This window comes from Brevibacillus sp. AY1 (assembly GCF_029870785.1).
Lineage (GTDB): Bacteria > Bacillota > Bacilli > Brevibacillales > Brevibacillaceae > Brevibacillus > Brevibacillus invocatus.
Genome location: NZ_JAFLPN010000009.1, coordinates 62,062 through 81,441, shown reverse-complemented (window position 1 = coordinate 81,441; position 19,380 = coordinate 62,062). Strand labels below are relative to the sequence as shown.

The following is a 19,380-nucleotide window of genomic DNA, read 5'->3' as shown; positions in this document are numbered from 1 at the left end:
CTACATTCCACAAACGATAGGATAACTCCTTTCATTTCATGCTTTTCATCAGGAAATGAACAAAACAACCTTCCACTGCTGGCATGCAGCTCGGAAGGTTGTCCTGTCTATGTTTATTCAAAGATTTTTCCAGGATTCAAAATGCCATTCGGGTCCAATACTTGTTTGAACGACTTCATCACGTCCAGAGACTCTCCATGCTCGGCCCTCTGATATTTGGCTTTCCCTACACCAACTCCATGCTCGCCTGTGCAGGTGCCGCCGCGTTGCAGTGCGTATTCGACCAGGTGTGCGTTCAGCTTGTCTGCGCGGGCAACCTCTTCTTTGTCGTCCAAGTCGATCATGAGGATCACATGGTAGTTTCCGTCCCCAACGTGACCGAGTACAGCTCCGTCCAATCCCGAACGATCAATGGATTCACGAGCATCTACGACTGCACCTGCCAGCTCTGAAAAGGGCACGCATACATCAGTGACCATCATTTTTTTACCGGGAGATTTGTGCACGAACGCGTAAGCCAGGTTATGACGCGCATCCCAGAGCTGAGCGCGTGCCTTGGAATCCGTCTCGAACAAGAATTGCGTGCAGCCATGCTCTCCTGCGATGCCTTGAGCAAATTCGATGTCATGCTGCAGGCTTTGCTCGCTTCCGTGGAATTCGATAAACAGCGTTGGGCTTTCCGGATAATCCGTTTCCTTAAACAGATTCACCTGACGGATAGAACGTTCGTCGACCAGTTCGATACGCGCTACTGGAATACCGGCTGAAAGAATGTCCACCACTGTGTTCACGGCATCCTGAACGGTAGGAAAGCTCGCACGCGCGGCCATTGTAGCCTCAGGAATCCCGTATACGCGCAATGTCAGTTCTGTGAAAGCACCCAATGTACCTTCTGATCCGACAAACAAGCCTGTCAAATGGTAGCCGGACGAAGACTTGGCGACCATGCTTCCCGTATGAATGATGCGTCCATCTGCCAATACCACTTCCAGATCGCGTACGTTGTCACGCATCACACCGTAGCGTACAGAAGTCGTTCCACTGGCATTGGTCGCTGCCATCCCGCCAACAGTAGCATCTGCACCCGGATCGACAGAGAAAAACAAACCGTGCTTTTTTAATTCCTTGTTCAGTTGCGTACGTGTCACACCTGGCTGGACCCGAACCAAAAAGTCTTGGGGGCGAACTTCCAGCACCTGATTCATCAGGGAGAAGTCCATGCTGATCCCGCCGTTGTATGGAATGACATGCCCTTCCAAACTAGTTCCCAAACCAAACGGTGTGACTGCAATCTTCTTCTCGTTGGCTAGCTTCATGATCTGGCTGACTTCTTCAGCGTCTTGCGGAAATACGACTACCTCTGGCAAGCGTGGTGCGTGATAGGATTCATCATGACTATGATGCTCCAGAACGGTTGGATTGGTCGTTACTCGCTCACTACCCAGTAGCCCTACCAATTCTTCAATATAGCTCACTTGAGATACTCCCCTTCGTTACTTACTCAGATTAACCAAGAACATGCTGATTTCTGGTATATAGGTGATCAACAACAGGTCAATGATCATGATAACTAGGAATGGAATCACTGCACGCTCGATCGCCGCATTCGGCAACTGTGAAATTTTCCCTGCTACCAGGAGGTTGATTCCCACCGGTGGCGTCAACATTCCAATCGCGGAGTTCACAACCATGATGACCCCGAAAAGGACTGGATCGATACCCAATGCCAGAATGATTGGCAGCAGGATCGGCGTCAACAGAATGATGATGACAGACGTTTCCATAAAAGTACCCATGATCAACAGGAAGATATTAATGACCAACAGGGTAATAATTGTGCTATCTGTAATCCCCAGCATGAATTGAGCGATTTCCTGAGGAATATTTTCCCTGGTTAATAGGAATCCAAACGAGTTGGCAGTCGCAATAATGAGCATGATAGCAGCAGTCAAGCTGGCAGAACTGGTAAAAATGGATCCCAAATCCTTCCACTTGATCTCCCGATAAACAAACAGACCGACAACCAAACCATATACGACCGCAACTACAGCCGCTTCCGTTGAAGTGAAGATTCCTCCATAGATGCCGCCCAGAATGATGACTGGCATCATGATTGCAAGAATCGCATCCTTAAACGCTTTCCAAATTTCTCCGGCAGAATATTTTTTTCCTCCGCCCCAGCCTTGCTTCTTGCTTACAATAATTGCGTAAATCACAAGCGAGATGGCGACGAGAATTCCCGGACCAATCCCTGCAATAAACAAATCATTGATGGATGTGCTCGCTGCCACACCGTACAAGACTAGTGGCACACTCGGTGGAATCATGACACCAATGGTTCCGCCTGCTGCATGCAGAGCAGCCGAAAAACGCACATCGTAGCCTTTTTTCACCATATGCGGAATCAGAATTCCGCCGACAGCTGCTGTCGTAGCCGCCGAAGAACCTGAAATAGCTGCAAAAAATGTACAACCAATGACGGCAACAATCGCTAAACCACCCGGTAGATTACCCACGATTGTATTGGCAAAAGTAATCAATCTGGCTGAAATTCCGCCCGTCTCCATCAGTTTTCCAGCCAACAGGAAGAATGGAATAGCCATCAGTGGAAATGAATCTGTACCGTTAAACATTTTCTGGATCACGACAAGTAAAGGGATGTTCCCCTCAATGACAAAAGCTGCAACTACAGACAAACCGAGTGCAATGGCGATTGGCACATTAATAATCAGGAGAACCAGCAGTGTTAAAAAAAGTATCGTTCCCACAGTGCTTTCACTCCTTCCCGGTGATGTCTTTCCATGTCACATGGAGAACATTCATAATAAGCAAAACTCCGCTGATCGGTATCACCATGTAGATATATCCCATGGGAACGAGCAAGCTAGGCGAGGTCTGTGTCATGCTTCTGACTGACAGCAGATACCCCTGATAAATCATTACGGCAAAAAAAAGTATGGAGAGCAGTGCAGCCACCGATAAAACAATTTTGTTTGCCATTGGAGACAAAAATTTCTGAATATATTCGGTTCCAATATGCGCTTTAATTGACATCGCATAGGCGGAGCCGAGAAACGTCAACCATACGAGCAAGTACCTGGCCAACTCCTCCGTCCAAGCCAGAGGCTGATCCAGGAAAAACCGGAACAGTACTTGAAGGAAGACAGCGACAACCATCACACCCATGATGGTATTGACAAAGTAGCGAGTGATGCTGTTAATGATAGAAACAATCTTGCCCACACGAGTCCTCCTTTCTCAGGGTAAGAGGGAGAAAAGCAGACTGCCTTTCTCCCCTCCGCCAATTATTTCGTATTCAAAATCTCATTGAGCAGATCTTGGTCGATTTGTCCTGCGAATTTCTCATATACAGGCTTCATCGCATCGCGGAACGCTTGCTTGTCTACGTCTTCTGTGATCGTCATGCCATTGTCTTTCAACACTTGCAAAGACTCTTCTTCCATTTTGATCATCAGCTCGCGCTCTTCTTTCCCAGCGACTTTTGCTTCTTCAGCCAGCAGCGTTTGTACATCTGCAGGCAGCTTGTCCCATACTGGTTTACTGAACAGGATCATGGCTGCGGAGTAAACGTGACCTGTCAAAGACATTTGCGTTTGCTTCGAATCGTACAGCTTGTATGTGTTTGCAACGATCGCAGGGTTTTCCTGTCCATCAACAACACCTTGCTGCAAGGCTGTCAGAGCCTCTGTCCATGCCATCGGAGTTGGTTTTGCACCCAATGCTTCAAAGGCTGCCAAGTGAATTTGGTTCTCTTGTGTACGCAGCTTCATGCCTTGGAGATCAGCTGGTGTTTTGACGACTTTGGAGCCGTTGGTTACGTGGCGGAAGCCGTTTTCAGCCCAGGCCAGACCTATGATATTCGCGCTTTCGATGTCTTTCAGGATATCTTGACCCACTTTCCCGTCCAGCACTTTGTACGCATGGTCGCGGCTTTCAAACAGGAATGGAAGGTCGAGCACGCCCAGCTTCGGATAGAAGTTGGTTACTGGCGCTGTCGACGTGATCACCATGTCTACAGTTCCCAGCGTAAGTCCTTCTGTCAATTCCCGTTCAGCACCCAATTGGCTTAGTGGATAAACTTCGATTTTGACCTTGCCTTGCGACTTTTCTTCTACTCTTTTTGCCATGTCTTTCAAGGATACGTGGTAAGGATGGTCCTCTGTCAAAGAGTGACCTGCTTTAAACACAAAGCTTTGACCATCGCCGCTTGGTGCTGCCGACTCCGCCGGAGCTTGTCCAGCAGGCTGAGCAGCTTGCTGGCCGCCGCCCCCTCCACACGCTGTCAACAACAAAGATACGGACATCAGGCTCGATAATACGAACCCCCACTTTTTACGCATCATTCTCTCTTTACCCCCTAAATGGTTTTGTTTGTGTTTTTCTATATAGGTTTGTAAATTTGAAACCGACGTTAAATACCTCTTCCGCCATCCACATTCATGACTTCGCCCGTTACGATTTTGGACAGATCAGAAGCCAGATACAGAGCGGCTTGGGCAATATCTTCCGGTTGGATCAGCTTGCCCAACGGCACACTGTCGATAAAGATCTCTTTTTTCCCAGCCTCCACTGTCTCAGCATCTCCGCTGATGAACTTGCCCAGCATAGGCGTTTCCGCCGGGCCAGGGTTGATCACGTTGACGCGGATTTGGTCTGTAGCCAATTCCAGAGCCAGTGCTTTACTGAGCATAACCGCTGCACCCTTGGAAGCACAATACGCATTCAGTCCTGGACGGGCACGGATGGAAGCAATCGAAGCGATATTAATTATGCTGCCTCGTTTTGCAGCCTTCATATGCGGTACTGTATGTCTGGTAGTCAGGAAAATGGATTTGGTATTAACGGACATGATTTTGTCCCACATATCCAAAGTCAATTCTTCAATCGGGGTAAACGCCTGTGGCACACCTGCGCAATTGACCAGGACATCGACGGATCCAAAAACGGACATGGTTTCCGCTACCATCGCGGCAACGCTCTCATCATTGGCTACATCGGTTTGCACAGCATGAGCTTTACCCTCAGGCAGCTCTTGCGCTACTCCCTTCGCAGCCTCCTTGTTCAAATCGGCAAGGACGACATTCGCGCCTTCTTGTGCAAATAGTTTGGCAATTGCTTTCCCCATTCCAGATGCGGCACCCGTAACAATCGCTGTTTTTCCCTCTAATAGATGTCTGCTCATAGATTGATCACCACCATGCGTTCTTCTGTCATCTCTTCGACGGCATAACGAGGTCCTTCCTTGCCAAGACCACTATTTTTAACTCCACCATACGGCATGACATCGTTTCGATAGGTGGAAACGTCGTTAATCACTACGCCCCCGTACTCTAACACGCGTGCTGCCTTCATCGCAATATTTAAATCACGAGTGAAAATTCCTGCTTGCAAACCATACTCCGAATCATTGGCTTGTTCAAACGCTTCATCCAGATCGCTGTATGGAATGATGGTAACAACTGGAGCAAATACCTCCCGGCACACCACCTTCATTTCGGGCTTGGTATCTACCAGGACTGCTGGGTAGAACAGGGCTCCTTCGCGCTTCACAGGCATCAGGGACTTGGCGCCCTGGCTGATCGCCTCTTGTACCCATTCTTCTGTACGCGCTGCTTCTTTTTCGCTGATCATTGGTCCTACATCGGTATCCGGATCTTCCGGATTGCCTACCTTCAACTGCTTCACTTCGGAAACATACAGATCGGTAAACTCCTGAACCACAGACTCGTGGACGTAGATGCGTTGAACCGCGATACACGCCTGACCTGCGTTATGGAAGCTGCGTGCTGCTGTTTGACGGGCAGCCAGTGTCAGATCTGCATCCAGATGCACGATGTTTGGAGAGTTGTTGCCAAGCTCCAGGGCGACAGGGCGCATGCCGCTGCGTTCCTTGATATGACGGCCCACTTCACCCGAACCAGTAAAGGTGTACATCGCAATTTTTGGTTCGTCCAGCAGCCATTCGCCTACTTGGCTTCCTGCGCCAGTGACGATATTGATATGTCCCTTTGGCAATCCTGCCTCTTCCAGAATCGCTACCAGCAAATACGTCGCGATCGGCGTTACGGTGGCAGGCTTCACCACGATTGTATTTCCTGCAGCGATAGCCGGGGCGATCTTGTGGGTGCTAAGCAATAGCGGGTAGTTGAAAGGCGTAATAGCGCCAATGACTCCCTTCGGTACACGAATGGTAAAACCCAGTCTATTTTCAGATCCTTCTGTCGATTGCAGCGGCACCATTTCTCCATGGATTCTCTTCGCTTCCTCAGCGGACAAGAGCAGGGTGTTGATCGTGCGATCCAGCTCGTTCATGGCATCCTTGCGCGTTTTGCCGACTTCGCGAATCAGGGAAAGCTCCATTTCATCTCGACGCGCTTCCATCAGTTCAGAAGCCTTCAACAAGATTTTGTAGCGCTGGAAGGGTGTCAACGTATCCTGCTTAAACTGCTTATGCGCCGCTTCTACTGCTGTGGATACGTGATGTTGTTCCGCCTTTGCGATGTGAGCGATGGTCTCGCCGGTAAACTTGTGAAAAACGGGAATGTAATTTTCTGTCTTGACCCATTCTCCATCGATGTACAAATCATAGATTTTAGCGTCCATACTCCTACTCCTCCTTGTTCTTACATGGCCGATTCTGCCTGTATCATCATGGGGACCGCCAAGACGTTTGCGGTCGCCCACTCATGATCCCTAGTAGATGGTATGCTCCTAGCGAGTTGCTTTGTAGATCTGGCTGACGATTTCGTCTCCCAGTTCTTTCGTTGTTGCTTTTCCTCCAAGGTCAGGAGTTTGTACCTTGCCGTCGATCAGAACTTGCTCGATGGAATCCAGAATGACTTTTCCGATCTCCGGAAGGCCCAGGTGGTCCATCATCATGCTCAGACTCCAGATTTGTGCGATCGGATTGGCAATTCCCTTGCCTGCGATGTCTGGTGCGGAGCCATGAATCGGCTCGAACATGGACGGGAATTCTCTTTCAGGATTGATATTGGCAGAAGGCGCCAGACCAAGTCCACCCACAACGGCTGCTCCCAGGTCTGTCAAAATGTCGCCGAACAGGTTGCTCGCCACGACAACATCAAACTCTTCTGGGCGTGTAATAAAATAGGCAGCCAAGGCATCGATATGGTACAGATTTGTTTCGATCCCTGCGTGTTCACGTCCCACTTCCTTGACGATTTCATCCCAGAAAGGCATGGAGTGGTTAATTCCATTGGATTTGGTTGCCGCAGTCAGTCGCTTTTTCGGTCTTTTCTCTGCCAGATTGTAAGCGTACTTGATGATTCGCTCGGTACCATATCGGGTAAAGACGTTGTTCTGTACAGCCATCTCGAACGGAGTGCCTTGATGCATCCGACCGCCCATGTTGGAGTACTCACCCTCTGTATTTTCCCGAACGACTACGAAATCAAGATCGTCGTGACCCTTGTAGCGCAATGGACTTTCCAGGCCACGAAGAAGTTTGACTGGTCTTAAGTTGACATACTGTTGAAAGGCTCTGCGAATCGGAAGAATCAATTCCCAAACTGATATATGATCGGGTACGCCCGGAGCACCGATAGCACCCAGCAAGATCAGATCGTAATCTTTCAGCACGTCCAAACCATTTTCCGGCATCATTCTGCCGTTCTTCAGATAGTACTCGCAGTTCCACGGCTTCTCATCGCAAGCAAAGCGGATACCTCCGTGACTTTCCTCTATTGCTTTGAGCACCTTCAGCCCTTCATTCATAACCTCGGGACCGATTCCGTCTCCTGGTATCACTGCGATTGAATAATGTAGCAATCGACTCCCCCCAATAATCACCGAAATATTTAGACAATTCACCCTAAATATCTTGCATGTTCCGTGCCAAAAAGAAAGAATCGTGTCGAAAGCTAAAAACGCTTTCCATTCAACTAAATGAAAAAACGGATAAAAGGGCCAAACTAAACAAATGAAACAAAGTGTTGCAACAAATCGTTGCAACACTTTGTCGAATAGTACGATCTTATAAACGCAAAGTGCCGCGTTCATGAATTCTGGAACGCATATTCCTATAGAGAAATCGGTAGCATTCATTCGATCTGATACTGTTTCATCTTTCGCCACAGCGTAGTGCGATCCATCCCCAATGCTTTGGCTGCCACTGTCCGATTGTGTTTGGCCTTTTCCAAAGCATCCCTGATCTTCGAAGCCTCCTGGTTCATCTCTTCCGTAAACCGCGGAATCAAACTCCCGTAATATTCATCATCGGTTCTCGAAATTCTTTTCTTGCCTTGAAATAACCATGCCACATCTTCCACATGTACCATTCCATCCCTTGATAGCAGCACCATGCGTTCGACCACATTACGCAGCTCCCGTACATTTCCCGGCCAATGATGTTGCTGGAACAACAGGTAGATCTCCGTATCCAGCGTGACTATTTTTTGCTCATGCTGTTCATTCATTTCCTGGATCATGCTGTCGATGAGCGCCGGTATATCGTCCAGACGCTCGCGCAGCGAAGGTACCTCCAGCTTGAGCATATTGATCCGGTAGTAGAGGTCGGAGCGAAATTGCCCCTTCTCGATTTCCCTTTCCAGATTGCGATTGGTAGCTACGATGATACGAACATCTACCGGAATGACACGCTCTCCACCTACACGTCGAACCCGCCGTTCCTGCAGCACCCTGAGTAAATGCACCTGAATCCGTAAGGGCATCTCCCCGATTTCATCCAGAAATAGCGTTCCGCCGTGAGCCAATTCAAACAACCCCGGCTTGCCGCCCTTTTTCGCTCCGGTAAATGCGCCTTCTTCGTACCCAAAAAGCTCGCTTTCCAAAAGGCTCTTCGGCAATGCTGCACAGTTAACGGCGAGAAACGGCCCCAATGCCCGTCCGCTTTCCAGATGAATGCCTTGGGCAAACAATTCCTTCCCCGTCCCCGACTCGCCTGTAATTAATACCGTCGCATTGCTTTTGGCAAAAAGAGCTGCGTGCTGCTTGGTTTCCCGGATCTGCGCAGAGGTGCCAATAATATTTTCCAGCCGATATCTTGCTTCCAATCCGCTCTCATGCAATTTTTTACGCAGAGACATCTCCATCTTCTGAATATCGCTGATCTCCTTGAAATTGGAGACCGCACCCACGACCTGATCCTTCACGATAACCGGAATGCGGTTGATGACAATCGAGCGATCCATTACCGTCGCCACGTCCCCCAGCTCCTGCCGACCCGTTTTGAGGACGCGCAGCATATCCGAATGAGGAATGTAATCCGTGATCGGCCTTCCCAGCACATCCCCGGAAAGTCCCAGCAGCATTTTCGCTTGCTCATTGACCAGTGTAATGCGGCTCTGGCGATCTACCGCAATGACAGCATCGTGCAAGGAATCGACTACTGCTCCCATGAGCAATTTTTCTCTCAGCCGATCACGAGTGAATGGAACCAGAGAAACAGCCTGTTGCACAGCTCGTCTGATCGTGGAAAGCGACGGCTCCACCAGATGCCATTCCCCGTGTGGCGGCTTGGATCGGCGTATACTGGTATCCCACACGGGGGCGAGATAGGTAAATGGCTCTTCTGCTCCTCGCAGATTGACATTCTCTGTGGCATGAAAAAGGCATGGGCAGCCTACCGTATCCGGTTGTAGCTCGAATTCCTTCTCCAGCCAGCTCTTTTCATTTTCCGAAGCGCACACGACGATTTGCTCCACGGTCTTTCCCGCTTCCCGCAAGCTGTCGACTTTATCCTTGATGTCATTCAGATCGATGGACAAAGTAACCACAGGAAGCGAGAGGGACGCCATCTCTTCCGCATACGGCTCAGAGGTAATGACCACGAATGGCGTCATCATATGGTCCAGAATCGATCGGATCGAGTAAAAGTACACGACAGGATGTTCTTCCGTATCCAGCAGAGCAGCAATTTTACTCTCCACCGTTTTATCTAGTCTATATAAAGCGATCATAGCTCCTCCCAGGTAGCAGGCAAAGAAATGCGGTACTCAGCCATTTTTCGATAAAGTGTATTGCGCCCGATCTGAAGCAGCTTGGCTGCCTGACTTACATTGCCTCCCGTTGTGCGAATAGCTCGTCTGATGGCCTCCTTCTCCGTTTCCTTTAGCGAGGGCAGCGCATCCTCTGATTCCAAAACGTCCCTGACTTCGTCCAGCCCCTCCAATTGGATGTGGTCAGCCTCGATATCCTCGCCGTCCGCCAAAAAAGCCGCCTGGATCAGCACACCTTGTAGCTCCCGTACATTGCCTGGCCAGGAATGAGACACAAGCAACGCCTGTGCTTCCCTGGAAATGGACGGAGCGACACCCTCAGGAGAAAGCTGCTGCAAGAGGTGCCGGGCAAGCTCGGGAATATCGGTTCGACTGCGCAGAGGCGGCAATTGAATCATGACGCCCTTGAGCCGGTAGTACAGGTCTGCACGAAAACGTCCTGCCCTGATTTCCTCAGGCAAATTCCGATGTGTAGCGGCAATCACCCTCGCGTAGATCGGTCTGGACTGATTGCTTCCGACTGGTGTCACGACCTTTTCCTGCAAGACGCGCAATAGTGCAGCCTGAGAGCGAAGCGACATGTCCCCGATCTCATCGAGAAAAATCGTCCCTCTCTTCGCCGCCTCAAACTTGCCGATCCTTCCTTCACGTTGCGCTCCGGTAAAAGAACCGCCTTCATAACCAAATAATTCGCTCTCAATCAAATTTTCCGGAATCGAGCTGCAATTTACCGCAATAAATGGCTCTTGCGCTCGCGGACCTGTTCCATGGATCATCTGAGCAAACAGCTCTTTGCCCGTTCCACTCTCCCCCAAAAGCAGCACCGGAAAATCGACGCGAGCTGCTTTTTGCCCGAGCATTTTTGCTTGCAAGAATCGCGGGCATGTTCCGGCAAGACGAGGAAAAGGCTTCAGCAGGGCGGGTGAAGCGGAAGGCCATATCCGCTTTCGCTTATCCTGTATCGTGTTTTCCATACCTGCATCCATCTGCTCTATGACCCGGCCCATTACTTCAGAACCCAGCTGCCTTTTCGCCGATTCATTCATTCCTACGATGCGGTCATCGCGATCCAGTCCGATCAGCGGCAACGATCGTTGGGTCCGAGAGTCAGCCTGCGGCAACGTCACGATGCGATCGGCTTCTGCCGACAGAAAGTGATTTTGCAGCGCTTCGGCAACCATGCAGACAAGCGTCAGAGCGAGTGGATGATTGTATTCTTTTCTCGTACTGATATTTACGACACCCAGAAGTTCACCTGCAGTAGAAAAAATCGGTGACGCTGAGCATGTCAAAAACTGATTTTCCAAAAAGTAATGCTGTTCTCCCTGCACATGAACGGGCTGCTTTTCGATCAAAGCCGTTCCGATCGCATTGGTTCCCTTGTGCCCCTCTTTCCAATTCGCCCCGATCTGCAGCTGTACTTTTTGCGCCTGATTGGCAAACGTCGGATCACCCACTGTATGGATAATGTTTCCGTGTCGGTCAGCGAGCAGGGCGATGTGTTCCGTGTGCAATAAGAAGGGTTCCAATCTTTCAAACAACGGAAGACTTCTGCGAATCAGGAGGTGATTTTCTTGAATGATTTCTTTGATTCGATTCATGGATATGATTTGATCATGTGCATTCTCTGTGGCTTTGAGGTTCGATTCTTGGCAGCGCTTCCATGACTGCAAAACAATCGTCGACAATTCCCTTCCCTCCCACTAGAAAACTTGGCTGCGTCAAGCTATGTGCGGAGCCTTCGTTGCACTATCATTCTCCTCCAGTATACCATGATTCTCTCGTCTGGCATTGTTCTACTATAGAACGCAAACTGTTCCATTATGATACATATTTTTTGTGCGTGTTTTTGAAAACGTTGTCATACCTTGCTCGTTTCAGGTGGCATGGGATTTGCTGAATGAAGAGATCGTACCGTACATGAGATAGATGTGAGGAGGCGTTCGCATGATCTATGCACAACCCGGCCAAGCCGGATCCAAAGTAACCTTCAAAAATCGCTACGACAATTACATCGGGGGCAAATGGGTTCCACCTGTCAAAGGAGAGTACTTTGAAAATGTGACCCCAGTGACTGGCAAGGTATTTTGCGAGGTGGCTCGGTCCACAGCCGACGATATCGAACTGGCTCTGGACGCCGCACATGAAGCCAAGATTGCTTGGGGGAGGACTTCGGTAACGGAGCGCTCCAATATCCTGCTGAAAATTGCGGATCGGATCGAAGCAAATCTGGAGACTCTGGCTGTTGCCGAAACATGGGATAACGGAAAGCCGGTCCGTGAGACGCTCGCTGCTGATTTGCCACTGGCGATCGATCACTTCCGCTATTTTGCCGGCAGCATTCGCGCACAAGAAGGAAACCTCAGTGAAATCGACAACGGAACGGTCGCGTACCATTTCCATGAGCCGCTTGGCGTAGTCGGGCAGATCATTCCGTGGAACTTCCCGCTGTTGATGGCTACTTGGAAGCTGGCACCTGCTCTGGCTGCAGGCAATTGCGTCGTCCTGAAGCCAGCTGAACAAACTCCTGCATCCATTCTCGTGTTGATGGAGCTGATCGGCGATCTGCTTCCTCCAGGCGTAGTGAACGTCGTCAATGGCTTCGGCCTGGAAGCAGGCAAACCGCTAGCCTCCAGCAACCGTATCGCCAAAATTGCCTTCACGGGTGAAACAACGACCGGTCGCCTCATCATGCAATACGCTTCTCAAAACATCATCCCTGTCACGCTGGAGCTGGGCGGCAAGTCCCCGAACATCTTCTTCCCCGATGTATTCGCCAAAGACGATGCTTTTCTGGACAAAGCACTGGAAGGCTTTGTGTTGTTCGCTCTCAACCAAGGCGAAGTGTGCACATGCCCATCCCGCGCCCTGATTCACGAAAGCATCTACGAACCATTCATGGAGCGCGCTCTGCAACGGGTTTCGGCCATCAAGCAGGGCAATCCACTGGATACGGATACCATGATTGGAGCGCAGGCATCGCTGGAGCAGATAGAAAAAATCCTTTCCTACCTCGACATCGGCAAGCAAGAAGGAGCAGACTGCCTGATCGGAGGAGCATCCGCGCAATTGGGCGGAGATCTGGAAGGAGGGTACTACATCCAGCCTACTGTATTCAAAGGGCACAACAAAATGCGCATTTTCCAGGAAGAAATCTTTGGTCCAGTCGTGGCAGTAACAACCTTTAAGGATACCGAAGAAGCTCTTTCCATCGCGAACGACACTCTCTATGGTCTCGGATCGGGTGTATGGACCCGCGATATGAATACAGCCTATCGCATGGGTCGTGAAATCCAGGCAGGACGCGTATGGACCAACTGCTATCACGCTTACCCTGCTCACGCAGCGTTCGGCGGCTACAAGAGCTCAGGGATCGGCCGCGAAAACCATAAAATGATGCTCTCTCATTATCAACAAACCAAAAACCCTCTTGGTCAGCTACAGCGACCAGGCACTTGGATTCTTTTAAATCATGAATGCAGCGGAAAAAGTGCTCGCAACGGATGCAGCCTTGCAACTGATTGAGCGGCTCCAGGCAAAGCACGGCAAGCTGATGTTCCACCAATCCGGTGGCTGCTGTGATGGCAGCTCCCCCATGTGTTACCCGCTCGGTGAATTTCTCGTCGGCGAGCAGGACGTTCTGTTAGGCGAAATTGGAGGGTGCCCGTTTTACATGGGCAAGGCCCAGTACGAATACTGGAAGCACACCCAATTGATCATCGACGTGGTGAAAGGGCGAGGCGGCATGTTTTCGCTCGAAGGCCCCGAGGGTTTTCGTTTTCTTACCCGTTCACGCTTGTTTCCTGACTCCTGATCCTGTTAGAACGCAAAGAAAAGCGAAAAGACCGTCTCAGCCTGTTTACAGGTCCGAGCGGTCTTTTTCTACTCCGTTTAAGATCGGGTACGTTTCCTCGCTTGGCGTTGATTCGTATTTCGACTGTCTTGCTTGTTGGCATTGCGTGAACTGTTGGCATTTCGTCCGGAATTGCTGGTATTACGACCAGAGCTGCTAACATTACCCCCATCACTACGTCTGCCGCGTTCCACCGGCTTGCCTTTGCTTCTTCCAGCCTGCTCTGCTTTGGCTCCCCTATACTCCCGTGTGTCACGGCTTTTCTGCTCTTGCTTGGGCTTCGCCGGTGCTGCCGTTTCCATGCGTTTTCTTTCAAGAGATAGGCGTATGCCTGCCTCGATCGCTTCCAGGTGCATACGGTCTTTAGGCGCGACCAGCGTAATCGCAACTCCTTGTTCTCCTGCCCGGCCCGTACGGCCGATCCGATGAATATAGCTCTCCACATCTTGCGGAATATCGTAGTTAAATACGTGAGTGACACCCTCCACATCGAGCCCCCGCGCCGCTACATCAGTCGCGACCAGCAGCTGAATCCTCGCTTCCCGAAAACGCTTCATCACGTCCTCACGCTTGGCCTGCGACAAATCTCCGTGGAGCTCGTCTGAAAGATAGCCATACCCCTGCAAGGCGGTGTTCAACGTATTGGCTCTGCGCTTCGTCCTGCAAAAAATGACTGCCATAAATGGCCGCTGCTGATCGATCAGATCACGCAGGGTGGACTGCTTGGCCCGGTCTGTCGTCTCTACTGCGATTTGACGGATATCCTTCAGCGTAACCTGCTTGCTCTGTACACGAACATCTTCCGGCTTCTGCATGAAACGCTTCGCCAGTGAACGCACCTGGTCCGGCATCGTAGCAGAGAATAGCATCGTTTGCCGATCCACAGAGGTTGCTTTGATGATCTCCTCCACCTCTGGCAGGAAACCCATGTGCAGCATCTGATCCGCTTCGTCCAGCACCAGCATCGACACCGTCGACAGCTCGATCGTCCCTCGTCGCATATGATCGAGCAAGCGGCCTGGCGTCGCGATCACGATCTGTTTCTTGCCTTCCAGCTTTCTCATTTGCCGTTCTACATCCTGCCCTCCATAGACCGCCAGCACGTGAATGTCGTCCAGCTTGGCCAACAGCTTTTTGGCCTCCGTCGTGATCTGCAAAGCCAGCTCGCGCGTCGGAGTCAAGATCAGAGCCTGCACATGCATTGCCAGCGGATCTGCCTTTTCCAGAATCGGCAGCAGGAAGGCAAGCGTCTTTCCAGTCCCTGTCTGAGCCTGCGCCACCACATCCTTTCCCGCCAAAAGCAGCGGAATGGCTTTTTCCTGTACTGGCGTTGAATCCGTAATCCCATTTGCTTTTAATGTATCATGTAAGGGTAAGCCAATTCCTAGTGACAAAAAAGTAGCCAGAACGTCTCCTCCTCTATTGGAAGTTTTTTCTCGTTTTTTTCGTTATTTTGTGCATACAGCCACACCGATAAAATAGCGTACGCCATCTCGTGGCTTTTCAAAAGTAACACCACGCTGGTAGTAGATCTCCGTCTCCCGGAAACGAACAAACAGCTCCTCAAATTCAGCAGGTGTCAATTGATGCACGTGAAAGGGTTCGCTTGTCGGCACTCCACGCCCTCTTCCAAAGGGGCTGGACAAGATTAGCATGCCGCCCGGCTTCAGCATCTGGTACAGGTTGTCCATAAAGCGTTGATCATCCGCTACGTGTTCGATCGTCTCAAAGCTCAGGATTGTATCGAACATGCCCAGCTTTTCCGGCAGATCTGGGTCTAGCGCATCCTCTTTTTGATAGATGATTTTCTGATGATTGTATTCGCGATTAGCATAATAGATCGTATCATCGTCGTTATCGACGGCGATTAGTTCGGTCAGTTCGCGCTTTCGCTCCTTAGCTACCATATGGCTGCCATAGCCTGTGCCGCATGCAATATCTAGCACTCTCCCTTTGATGTAGGGTGTGGCAAAATAATAGCGGGCGATATGTTCCAGCAGCATGCCGTTTGTCGGTTTGAGCTGCTTGGGAATAATCCGTTCCCCTGTCCATTCGAGCATCTGAATCACCATTTTCATTCGTATCCTCATCACATCTTACCTTATTCCACGAACAGATGAAAATCGTTATGGAGATGGACAGGCAGGATTCTTAAGAAATTTGTAATCATTTTCACCACTATTTTGTAAAAGCTGATCGGTAAGATAAAACCATAATCGATTGGGTGGGAGGTACCATGAAAAGCTATCAAGTCCTCGTCGTGGATGACGAGCCAGATATCCGGGATGCGATTGAGATCTACCTGAAAAACGAGTCACTCACCGTCTTCAAGGCAGGTGATGGTGTGGAAGCTCTCTCCATCCTCGAGCAAGAAGACATCCATTTGATCATTCTCGACATCATGATGCCGAAAATGGATGGCATTACTGCGACATTCAAGATCAGGCAGGAGAAAAATATTCCAATCATCATGCTCTCTGCCAAATCAGAGGACACAGACAAGATCCTCGGATTGAATATCGGAGCCGATGATTATGTCACCAAGCCTTTTCATCCTTTGGAACTGGTAGCGCGGGTAAAATCCCAGCTGCGTCGTTACACGAACCTGGGCCATTACAAGGAGAATCAGGATGAGGTCAACGTCCGGGGACTGACCTTGAACAAACACACCAAAACCGTCTCCGTCGATGGCAATGAAGTGCGCTTGACTGCTACTGAGTACAAGATCCTGGAGCTATTGATGAGTCATACAGGCCGGGTATTTTCCATCGAGGAAATCTATGAACGAGTCTGGAAGGAGCCGTATATGAACGCAGAAAATACGGTCGCCGTCCACGTTCGACGGATTCGCGAAAAGATCGAAATCAACCCGAGAGAACCAAAATATTTGAAAGTGGTGTGGGGAATTGGATATAAAATCGAAAAGTAAGCGTTACATAGCCCACGCGCTGCTCGCCTTCGTCCTGGTGACGACGATCATTGCGCTTGTCGTAGCCGATATTTACGACGACCGGCGATATTTGGATAAAGACTACTTCCTCAACCAAAACAGCTATCAAATCACCGATGAACTGGCGATCTTTGCAAAACTCTTAAAGGAAGTACATGTTGATTACGCTGCCTATGCTGACAAAACATCTCAGCAGAAAGTCGATGGGGACCTGCTTGATGATCTCTCGATGGAACGCGATCAGAAGCTAAACCAGCTAGAGGAAAACCTCAGCGCACAATACAACACAAGAATTGAAGAAGCACGCGCAGCAGGCAACGACAGTCAGGCAGCCCTGCTTACAACCGAAAGAGAAAACAAGCGAACCAACGCGGTGAAACAGATCCAGGCAGAATATGACGCAAAGGTAAAAGAAATTGCTTCCGCCAAAGACAAAAAAGTCGAAGATCTGAAATTCAACTTACTCTTAAGAGATGGCACTTTTAAATACGCTATACAAGATAAGAAGAACAACAAGGTTTACACCAATCTGGATTACGAGCCCACAGAAGCCGAAATCAGACAAAACGCACTCATCTCCGTACAGCTTCCGCAGCGCAAAGGAGAAAGAAGCTGGGGACTGTCGCGTTTTTTTCAGGAAAATCAGTGGGAGGGGATCATCTATATCCCTCGAGTAGCTGAAAGCTATTCGCCCGCTTTCGCCCGCTCAGAAGCATCCAGTGAAGCTGTCATTGATGGCTATTATCATCGAATCATCGATGACGCTACTTACTATCAGTCCATTCGCGAAAGACTGCTGAAGGAAATCGGCCTACTGATGATATGCCTCATCGGAGCTGTTGTGCTGTTCCGTTATTTGAAACAAAATCAGGCGCTCGAACATCCTCTCGTCGCGAAAAGCCAATCACTCTTACGACGCATCCCATTAGATGTCCGGTTGCTATCCTTATTGCCTGCAGGAGTCATTTATCTGGTCTTCACGTTTGAAACCAATTTTTTCTGGTTGCCTATCGGCTTCGATCATTTTTCTACACTGGCTCTGCTGACACCATTGACCGCCTATTTCCTGCTATATGTGGTAGAAGCCTGGAGCATCTATAAAAATCCGGAGTCTCTTTCCCAACAATGGCAAAACAGTCTGTATATGAAGGTTTTCTCCCTGCTGCGAGATAGCTTTGCAGATCGGGGAATGTTTTTCAAACTGGTCATCTTGCTGGGATTGACCATCGGAATGTGTGTGAGTGCCGGTGTCGGATTGCTTGCGCTTATGAAAAGCGAACCCATCTTCCTTTTCCTTGCGTTTCTGTACTCGGTATTCTACGTCATGTTCGTGCTGCCCTACATCCTCCGACGTACAGCTCTGTTAAATCGAATTACGCGCGGTGTTGAACAGATGTCCGCAGGCAATTTCGACGTGGTGATCGATGCAGGGAAGACCAAGGGCAAACTGGCGAATACAGCCCACGCGCTGAACAATCTCAAGCAGGGTGTCAAACAATCCCTGGATGATCAGATGAAAAGCGAGCGACTGAAGTCCGAGTTGATTACCAATGTGTCCCACGACTTGAAAACGCCACTCACCTCTATCATCAATTACGTCGATTTGTTAAAGCGTGAAGACTTATCGACGGAAGATCGCAGCAATTATCTGAATGTGCTGGAGCGAAAAACAGACAGATTGAAGGTCTTGATTGACGATTTGTTTGAAGCAGCCAAGATGGCAAGCGGCTCCGTGGAGCTGAATATTGAACAGGTTAACGTCGCAGCCCTGCTGAGGCAAACGCTAGCCGAATGCGATGACAAAATCGAGCAATCCTCGCTTACCTTCCGCGTCAACATCGAGCAGAACAAGATTTATGCTCCGCTGGATGGCAAGAAAACCTGGCGCGTCTTTGAAAACCTGATCAGCAATGCACTCAAATATTCCTTACCCAACACCAGAGTGCACGTCGATTTGATCGAGCTTCCGGATAAAGTGCAGCTGACCATCAAGAACGTATCCGCTTACGAGATCAACTTTGATGCCGATGAACTGTTTGAGCGATTCAAACGAGCTGATGAATCCCGCAACACAGAAGGCTCCGGCCTTGGTCTAGCGATTGCCAAAAGCATTGTCGAGCTACAGGGTGGCAACCTTTCTATCGACATTGACGGTGACTATTTCAAGGTGATCGTTGTCTTCCACAAATTCAAGCCAGCATGATGAATGAAAGAAAGCCAATCGACCGGGCAGTCCTTCCCGACGATTGGCTTTTCCTTTTACCTGATTGCGATTCACGACCAGCCTATACGGCAAAATCTCGTTGAAACAGCTCCCGGATGCCGTCAGCAGCTTCCTGTTCATCCGAGCCCTCGATTTCAAAAGTGACCTCATCCCCAGTCTTGGCACCCAATGCCATGACGTTTAAGATGCTTTTGCCATTGGCCTGCTTGTTCTGGTAGAGAATTTTCACAGTGGAACCGTACTGATTCAGCTTGTTTACCAATACAGACGCCGGGCGAGCATGTAGTCCACCACTCACGTTTACGATCTCTGTAAAACGGATCATCCCATCTCTCCCTTTTCCACGCGTTGATTA

The 19,380-nt window shown here is 49.7% G+C and carries 15 protein-coding genes and 1 pseudogene; 4 read left to right on the top strand and 12 right to left on the bottom strand.

Going from position 1 to position 19,380, the window contains the following annotated elements:
* Positions 1-113: 113 nt before the first annotated feature.
* From JZI27_RS10340 to JZI27_RS10300, 9 genes are all read right to left on the bottom strand, one after another.
* The gene (locus tag JZI27_RS10340; protein WP_122908034.1) at positions 114-1,475 is read right to left on the bottom strand and encodes an FAD-binding oxidoreductase; all 1,362 of its coding nucleotides are present in this window, start codon (positions 1,473-1,475) and stop codon (positions 114-116) included.
* Between the two features lie 18 nt (positions 1,476-1,493).
* Positions 1,494-2,768, bottom strand: a complete 1,275-nt coding sequence (locus JZI27_RS10335) for a TRAP transporter large permease (protein ID WP_280207467.1) — start codon at positions 2,766-2,768, stop codon at positions 1,494-1,496.
* A gap of 7 nt (positions 2,769-2,775) precedes the next feature.
* Positions 2,776-3,243, bottom strand: coding sequence for a TRAP transporter small permease (locus tag JZI27_RS10330; RefSeq protein ID WP_280207466.1), 468 nt, complete (start codon positions 3,241-3,243; stop codon positions 2,776-2,778).
* A 62-nt stretch (positions 3,244-3,305) separates the two neighbouring features.
* Positions 3,306-4,364, bottom strand: coding sequence for a TRAP transporter substrate-binding protein (locus tag JZI27_RS10325; protein ID WP_122908036.1), 1,059 nt, complete (start codon positions 4,362-4,364; stop codon positions 3,306-3,308).
* A gap of 68 nt (positions 4,365-4,432) precedes the next feature.
* A complete protein-coding gene (locus tag JZI27_RS10320; protein ID WP_122908037.1) occupies positions 4,433-5,203 on the bottom strand; it encodes an SDR family oxidoreductase in 771 nt (256 codons plus the stop codon).
* Entirely contained in the window at positions 5,200-6,624 is a 1,425-nt protein-coding gene (locus JZI27_RS10315) for an aldehyde dehydrogenase family protein (protein WP_122908038.1), read from the bottom strand. The genes JZI27_RS10320 and JZI27_RS10315 overlap by 4 nt, the downstream gene beginning before the upstream one ends.
* A gap of 108 nt (positions 6,625-6,732) precedes the next feature.
* A complete protein-coding gene (locus tag JZI27_RS10310) occupies positions 6,733-7,809 on the bottom strand; it encodes a tartrate dehydrogenase (RefSeq protein WP_122908039.1) in 1,077 nt (358 codons plus the stop codon).
* 272 nt (positions 7,810-8,081) lie between these two features.
* On the bottom strand, positions 8,082-9,959 hold the full coding sequence (locus tag JZI27_RS10305) for a sigma-54 interaction domain-containing protein (protein WP_280207465.1): 1,878 nt from the start codon (positions 9,957-9,959) through the stop codon (positions 8,082-8,084).
* Positions 9,956-11,686 (bottom strand): sigma-54-dependent Fis family transcriptional regulator, encoded by a 1,731-nt coding sequence (locus JZI27_RS10300; RefSeq protein WP_280207464.1) that lies wholly within the window; start codon positions 11,684-11,686, stop codon positions 9,956-9,958. Before JZI27_RS10300 ends, JZI27_RS10305 begins: the two co-directional genes overlap by 4 nt.
* A gap of 259 nt (positions 11,687-11,945) precedes the next feature.
* Between JZI27_RS10300 and adh the strand changes: the two are divergent.
* Together adh and JZI27_RS10290 are read left to right on the top strand one after the other, a co-directional pair.
* Positions 11,946-13,467: pseudogene (gene adh, locus JZI27_RS10295) on the top strand (aldehyde dehydrogenase).
* 3 nt (positions 13,468-13,470) lie between these two features.
* Positions 13,471-13,812 (top strand): DUF779 domain-containing protein, encoded by a 342-nt coding sequence (locus JZI27_RS10290; protein WP_280207463.1) that lies wholly within the window; start codon positions 13,471-13,473, stop codon positions 13,810-13,812.
* A gap of 77 nt (positions 13,813-13,889) precedes the next feature.
* Here the strand turns inward: JZI27_RS10290 and JZI27_RS10285 are convergent, their stop codons facing one another.
* Positions 13,890-15,257, bottom strand: coding sequence for a DEAD/DEAH box helicase (locus tag JZI27_RS10285; RefSeq protein ID WP_481752808.1), 1,368 nt, complete (start codon positions 15,255-15,257; stop codon positions 13,890-13,892).
* Between the two features lie 42 nt (positions 15,258-15,299).
* Entirely contained in the window at positions 15,300-15,923 is a 624-nt protein-coding gene (locus JZI27_RS10280) for a class I SAM-dependent methyltransferase (protein WP_251242808.1), read from the bottom strand.
* 164 nt (positions 15,924-16,087) lie between these two features.
* Between JZI27_RS10280 and JZI27_RS10275 the strand changes: the two genes are divergently transcribed.
* Positions 16,088-16,780, top strand: a complete 693-nt coding sequence (locus JZI27_RS10275) for a response regulator transcription factor (protein WP_122908045.1) — start codon at positions 16,088-16,090, stop codon at positions 16,778-16,780.
* On the top strand, positions 16,758-19,004 hold the full coding sequence (locus JZI27_RS10270; protein ID WP_280207461.1) for a histidine kinase dimerization/phospho-acceptor domain-containing protein: 2,247 nt from the start codon (positions 16,758-16,760) through the stop codon (positions 19,002-19,004). The genes JZI27_RS10275 and JZI27_RS10270 overlap by 23 nt, the downstream gene beginning before the upstream one ends.
* 82 nt (positions 19,005-19,086) lie before the next feature.
* On the opposite strand, the gene JZI27_RS10265 is transcribed toward JZI27_RS10270, so the two are convergent.
* Positions 19,087-19,350 (bottom strand): HPr family phosphocarrier protein, encoded by a 264-nt coding sequence (locus JZI27_RS10265; protein WP_122908047.1) that lies wholly within the window; start codon positions 19,348-19,350, stop codon positions 19,087-19,089.
* Between the last annotated feature and the right edge of the window lie 30 nt (positions 19,351-19,380).

Excerpts from the sequence above, each read along its gene's own strand:
- JZI27_RS10320 (WP_122908037.1), bottom strand. The coding sequence starts at position 5,203 with ATGAGCAGACATCTATTAGAGGGAAAAACAGCGATTGTTACGGGTGCC.
- JZI27_RS10315 (WP_122908038.1), bottom strand. The coding sequence starts at position 6,624 with ATGGACGCTAAAATCTATGATTTGTACATCGATGGAGAATGGGTCAAG.
- JZI27_RS10290 (WP_280207463.1), top strand. The coding sequence starts at position 13,471 with ATGAATGCAGCGGAAAAAGTGCTCGCAACGGATGCAGCCTTGCAACTG.
- JZI27_RS10265 (WP_122908047.1), bottom strand. The coding sequence starts at position 19,350 with ATGATCCGTTTTACAGAGATCGTAAACGTGAGTGGTGGACTACATGCT.
- JZI27_RS10305 (WP_280207465.1), bottom strand. The coding sequence starts at position 9,959 with ATGATCGCTTTATATAGACTAGATAAAACGGTGGAGAGTAAAATTGCT.
- JZI27_RS10275 (WP_122908045.1), top strand. The coding sequence starts at position 16,088 with ATGAAAAGCTATCAAGTCCTCGTCGTGGATGACGAGCCAGATATCCGG.
- JZI27_RS10280 (WP_251242808.1), bottom strand. The coding sequence starts at position 15,923 with ATGGTGATTCAGATGCTCGAATGGACAGGGGAACGGATTATTCCCAAG.
- JZI27_RS10325 (WP_122908036.1), bottom strand. The coding sequence starts at position 4,364 with ATGATGCGTAAAAAGTGGGGGTTCGTATTATCGAGCCTGATGTCCGTA.